The sequence below is a fragment of the Rhodococcus jostii NBRC 16295 genome (assembly GCF_001894825.1).
Taxonomy (GTDB): Bacteria; Actinomycetota; Actinomycetes; order Mycobacteriales; family Mycobacteriaceae; genus Rhodococcus_F; species Rhodococcus_F jostii.
Genome location: NZ_BCWY01000175.1, coordinates 1 through 5,516 on the forward strand (window position 1 = coordinate 1; position 5,516 = coordinate 5,516).

Sequence of the window (5,516 nt, forward strand, 5' to 3'; positions counted from 1 at the left end):
GGCCGCGGCGGCGTCGATGCGGTCGTTCTTGCGCCGCCCGCCGCGGGAGAGTTGCCGGACCCGGGCGGTGGCGGTGGCCGGAACGTCGAGCACGATCTCCCCGAGAACCAGCAGCCACTGTGCCAGGTGATGGCCGAGCCCCTCGGCGTTCTCGACCGCCCACTCGCGCGTGGGCCAGGCCTTGGCCCACGCGATCAGCTTCTTGTAGTCGGCGAGGGTGGCGTCGATGCGGATCGAGCCGAGATCGGTGTTGGTGACCGGGTTGACCGCGGTGGCGGTGTGGGTGGACTTGTGGGGATCGATACCGATGACGATCATGGACGACGGTTCCCTTCTCTGCCGGGATGGGGGATCCGCGGAGGACAGTCCGACTTCAAGTACCTCTCACAGCAGCTTGGGGTCACGCCTCTCTCCAGTCACTCCGCGAACGCAGACCGGAAGGGGCGACATACCCCCGCAAAGTCAACCCCCGTTGGATGGGGTGACAGGAAGATCAGGAGTCAAACCTTCCGGTCTGCTACGGCACGTTACGGGCAGCTAACCCGACCACGGACCGCTCTTCCGAACATAAGTCGGAGGAGGTCAGCTTGCACGCAGCCCCCGTCTGACGCATGTTTCGCCGCAGGGTGCAACAGGGCCACAGTTTGCATGCCGACGTTGCCGAGTGGACGCAACGCCGCGCTGCATACGGCCCGTCAGGGTGGTGTCGATGCCGTCGCCGCGCTGATCGCCCGCATCTCGCTCAACTGTTAGTGGGCTCGCGAAAACCCAGCATCTGCACGGGTCGACCAGCCAGAAACTCGACCAGGCCCGGGTAGGAGTCCTCGAAGCGGACAGGCCTTCGGCCGGACGGTAGAGAGGGCGCGGTCTGAGTCAAAGGCGACGTGGCCGTGCACAACGGTCCGAGGTTGGGCATGACTGCCGCGTGCCAGTCGCGAACTCCGACACCACGTTCAGGACGAGGCCGGCGAACTTGGCATGCCTCCTGACGACGCGAGCGCCCGCGTCGTTGCGGTGCTGGGAGTCGCACGCCACCCTCGACACTCCGCAATGGCTTCGACCGGGCACAGCGGCAGATCAGCCGATCTATGGGACGTGTCGACCACGACGGCCGGGCGCCCGACGTTTCGTCGACTTCCACTGGGCGGATGTGGGCGCCCAACCGCCGTAAGTCAGAACGTCGGCGCTCCCCCGACACGCCCGACCGCGTGCGGGGGTCGTTGCTGGTAGACGGACTGCGACCGAGACTGACAGCCGGAAGGCACAGGCTGCAGCGCGATAGGAGTCCGCACATGGCATGGTCAGCGAGACGTGGGCTCGCGGCGGTCACCACCACCACTGTGCTGTGCGGGACTGTGCTGCTCACAGGGCCCGTGATCGCCCATGCCAACCCTGCCAACTGTGCGTCGACGTTCAACTTGTTTATTCCCGGCACGTGGGAGACCAACGAGAACGCCGACCCGAACCAGCCCGTAGGCATGCTGGCCCCGGTCGCGGCGGCGATCGAGGCGCAGAACGGTGCCCGCGCGCAGATTTACTCGCTGCCGTATATGGCGCGCGCGTTCGACAACGGCCACACTTACGCCGACAGCAAGGCCGACGCGGTCAGCAAGGCCACCGCCGTGTTGCGCAACTACGTCGACGAGTGTCGGGGCGCGAAGATCACGATCACCGGATACTCCCAGGGTGCAGACGCTGCAGGCGATCTCGCGTCGGCGATCGGAAACGATCAGGGTCCGGTCGATGCGGATCAGATCCTCGGTGTGGCGCTGATCGCCGACCCGGGTGCCGGTACGAAGGGCGCCGCGACGGTGGGGCCGACGACGTCGGGGGAGGGGATCGCCGGTCCCCGGTCGCAGGGCATGGGCACGCTGTCGGGGCGGGTCGCCTCGATCTGCGATCCGAAAGACCTGTACTGCTCGATCCGCAAGGGCGCCAACCCGTTCCTCGGATCGCTCGGGTCGATCCTGTCGAAGACCCCCGGCAACACCGGTGCCGGTACCGATGGAGGTAACGCGGCGGTCGCCACCGCGCTGACCTCGGATTTCAGTGGCGCCGACCTGCCCGGTCTCGGATCGAATGTCGACGCGCTCGGAAGGCAACTGTCCGGCACCGACACCGGCGGCTCGATCGATGTGAACCAGATCGCCGACACCGCGACCTCGCTGAGCAAGACACTCAGCCCACTGGCCGACCTGCTGCAGTCCGGGGCCGCGAACACCGCCGCCACCGCGCGCTTGGCCGCAGCTCCAGTGGGCACACCGGAAAACGCGGCCGCACAGGTCCTCACCACAGCCAGCCACGCGGACCTGACTGGTGCACTCGACTCGGTGGCCACGATCGCGAACACCGCAGCCAAACTCGCCAAAAGTGGCGCCACCACACTGCCCGCCACCGCTGCCGAAATCTCTCAACTCGCGGGCACCGCCGCATCACTCGGTAGCCACATCGCGCCCGTCGCCGCCACCCCCGCGGATGCCCTCTCCTCCGCGTCGAGCGTGCTGTCGGTCCTCAAACCGAAAGTCGTCGTCGACCAGGCACTGAACGTCGTCACCGGCGTCACTGCCCTCGATATTCCGAAGATCCTGCACAACCTGATCGTGCTCCCGCAAAGAATTGCCGCCGGCGATGTCCGCGCCGCCCGCGATGCCGCTCGAGAGCTGAATGTGCAGTTCGCGCCGGTGGTGAAGATGGTCGCCGGTGTCGACTTGAAGTGGGTCTCCCAGATCCTCGCGATCATCCCGGACCCGTCCGGGTACACCCAGATCGCGGCGCTGGTCACCAGCATTCTCGGCAACGTCGACGTGATCAAGCTGGCCAACATCGCCGGTCAAGCCCAGGAAATTGCGTGGGCCGCCGCGGACAAGCTCTTTCCCTCGCCCGGGGTACTACCCGACCCGGTCGGTGCTGTCGCGCAGACCACGGCGTTGATCCCACTCGGACTCGAACTCGCCTCGGTGGCCGCGAACATGCTCACCGGCACAGCCAGCAAGACCGACCCCGCGCTGCTCGGCAAGCAGACCAATCCCGTGGGCAACGCGATCACCACGCAGGCGCAGACCCTCGACCTCGCAGGACTCGCCGGGTCGGTGTCGACGATGGCGCAGTCGCAGGGAGCCGAGGATCTCGCCGCGGTGGTCGGCGAGGGCCTGAACGCGGCCAGCTTCTTCGCCTCCGGTGCGCACCAGAGCTACCAGGACCTGGTCGTCGACAACGCCGGCCGCAACGCCATCCAGTGGGTCTCGGATTGGCTGAACCTGCAGATCGCCCGCGCCGTCTGACGAACCCGACCGCGTCCGAAGTCGAAGAGGAGCACCGGAAAATTGGCCGCTCGAGTACATCGCCCCACCTCCTGTTGGGTGACCTGCCCGCACTGCGGCAAACGCACCTACTTCACGCGTAAGGATGCCCGCGCAGCACGCACCCATCACGAAAAGCGTCAGGGCCTGTCGATCTACCCCTGCCCACACCAAGACCAGGACAGTGACGGCTTCCACGTCGGGCTCCGGCCAGAAGGGTTGGGCCGCGGCGCCATCGACCGCGACACGCTCGCGGACAATCAGCGGACGGCATTCTCCGAAGGCAGGTTCGCAGCCGGGGGTGCGCGGTGACCCTGATGAACGCCACCGGGGTACCGACCACCCCGATTCCACTCGACCCCGGCGCCCGGATCCGCTTCGGCATCGAACCCCGCCGCCCTTACACCGTCCGCGCACTCTCGGAGCACTTCGTCATCTGCACCCGCCAACGCGACTTCGCCACCAAAGGTGACTTCGTCTACACGGTCATCGACTGGCGCAACGGAATCCGCGGCCCGATCAACGTGATCGGGCACAGCTGCGACGTGAGCACCGATGGGCGGTGCCGCGACCTCCTTCACGACCTCGAAGCCGGCAGGTGGGAAATCAGCCACCGCAACCGCGTCCAGCTCGACATCCTCGACAGGGGCGAGTCATGAGAGAGCGCACCCTCGAGCAGCTTTCTCGCGGTGCTGCGTCGAGGCTGGATGGCATGAGGAGTGGAGACAATCCAGCACCTCGTCGTCTCATCGTGTGCCGGACTGGTGGGTGTGGTCATCTGTTCGGTCGGTACGATCCGCATCGTGTTCGTCGGGGAACGGGCACCGAGTTCATCGGAGGGGATCGTCGATGTCAATGTTCACGGGCTCACCAAGAGGCACACGTCTGTGGCGACGGTCCGTACTGGCCGTCGCGGTATGCGTAAGCGGGATAGTTCTCACTGCCGCACCCGCCGCCGCCCTGCCCGACGACATCCACCCGGCGGGCGCATTGCTCGCCGAGCAGGCTGCCACCGCCGCGTTTCTCCCCGTCGGTGCCGCGGATACCAGCGCTGTCATCCGCTATTCCACGTTGCGTACCGCGACCGAAGCCGGTGAGTCCACAGGATCGGTGTTCCTGCCACAGGGTGCACCACCTGCCGGTGGATGGCCCGTCGTGTCCTACGCGCATGGCAACGTCGGAATCGACGACGAGTGTGCACCGTCGATCACCGGATCCAGTGACGTCGAACGGGAATTCATCGAACAGTGGCTCGCCGCCGGATACGCGGTCGCGGCCACCGACTACGCCGGGATCGGAACCGAGGGAGTCAACGCGTACACAGACGGACCGGCAGCCGGCGCCAACGCCGTGGACATCGTCCGCGCCGCCCACCAACTCTACGGTGACCAACTCAGCGACCGGTGGATCGTCACCGGCCTGTCCCAAGGCGGTCACGCCACCTACTTCGCCGCCCACCAGGCCACCACCCGCACACCCGAACTCGACTTCCGCGGTGCGATTGCCGTCGCCGCCCCCACTCACCTCGATCAGATCTTTCCGCTTGCCGGACCGAACTTCCCGGCCGTGCCGGTCGCCGGGATCGCCCACTACGTCCTCTACACCCTCGCCGGACTGGACGAAGGTCGCCCGGACCTCGACATCCGCCAACATCTGACCCCCACCGGAATCGACCTGATGGAAAAGGCCAAGGCAACCTGTAGCAACGACCTGAACGAATATCTGCGCACCCACCCGGTTACCGTCGCGGAACTGTTCACCGCCCCACTCGACACCCCGGACCTACGCGGTGTGCTCGACCAGATGCAGCATGTCCCCACTGACGGGTTCGACCGACCAATCCGGGTCGTGCACAGCCTCACCGACACCAAGGTCCCAATCCCACTGACCTGGGCACAACTCGCCGAAATGCATTCCAGCGCTGTCGACGTCGAGTATCAGGAGCTTTCCGCGACGGACCATGCCCACAGCCTCACCGCGTCGATGCCCGGGTCGCTGAACTTCGCCGCCCGGGTACTGCGCTGAGCGCACCCGCCGCGCGGAGGAGGACGTCTATTGCCCGGGTTCGATACTGACGCAATGAGAATGGAGTGAAATGACCTGGAGCCTGGGCACAACGTGATGCACGGTCAATGGGACTGGTGACGCCAGGACCCGCAATGGCGGAGTGGTGGCCGGCGAGTACCCGTGTTGCCGGCGTTATTCTCGACACCTAGG

At 66.3% G+C, this 5,516-nt stretch carries 5 protein-coding genes; 4 read left to right on the forward strand and 1 reads right to left on the reverse strand.

Annotated features, from left to right (window positions below):
• A partial coding sequence (locus RJ1_RS44140) for an IS110 family transposase (protein ID WP_143169608.1) occupies window positions 1–318 on the reverse strand: 318 nt, incomplete at its 3' end.
• Between the two features lie 974 nt (window positions 319–1,292).
• Here RJ1_RS44140 and RJ1_RS44145 point away from each other — a divergent pair.
• The 4 genes from RJ1_RS44145 to RJ1_RS44160 all read left to right on the forward strand — a co-directional run bounded on the left by RJ1_RS44145 (window position 1,293) and on the right by RJ1_RS44160 (window position 5,324).
• A complete protein-coding gene (locus RJ1_RS44145; protein WP_073370946.1) occupies window positions 1,293–3,281 on the forward strand; it encodes a cutinase family protein in 1,989 nt (662 codons plus the stop codon).
• Window positions 3,282–3,323: 42 nt separating this feature from the next.
• Window positions 3,324–3,611, forward strand: a complete 288-nt coding sequence (locus RJ1_RS44150) for a hypothetical protein (protein ID WP_255284969.1) — start codon at window positions 3,324–3,326, stop codon at window positions 3,609–3,611.
• 5 nt (window positions 3,612–3,616) lie between these two features.
• Window positions 3,617–3,958 carry a hypothetical protein gene (locus RJ1_RS44155; protein ID WP_240319629.1) on the forward strand — a complete coding sequence of 114 codons (342 nt, stop codon included), beginning with the start codon at window positions 3,617–3,619 and terminating at the stop codon, window positions 3,956–3,958.
• Between the two features lie 190 nt (window positions 3,959–4,148).
• Window positions 4,149–5,324 (forward strand): alpha/beta hydrolase, encoded by a 1,176-nt coding sequence (locus RJ1_RS44160; RefSeq protein WP_240319616.1) that lies wholly within the window; start codon window positions 4,149–4,151, stop codon window positions 5,322–5,324.
• Window positions 5,325–5,516: the final 192 nt, after the last annotated feature.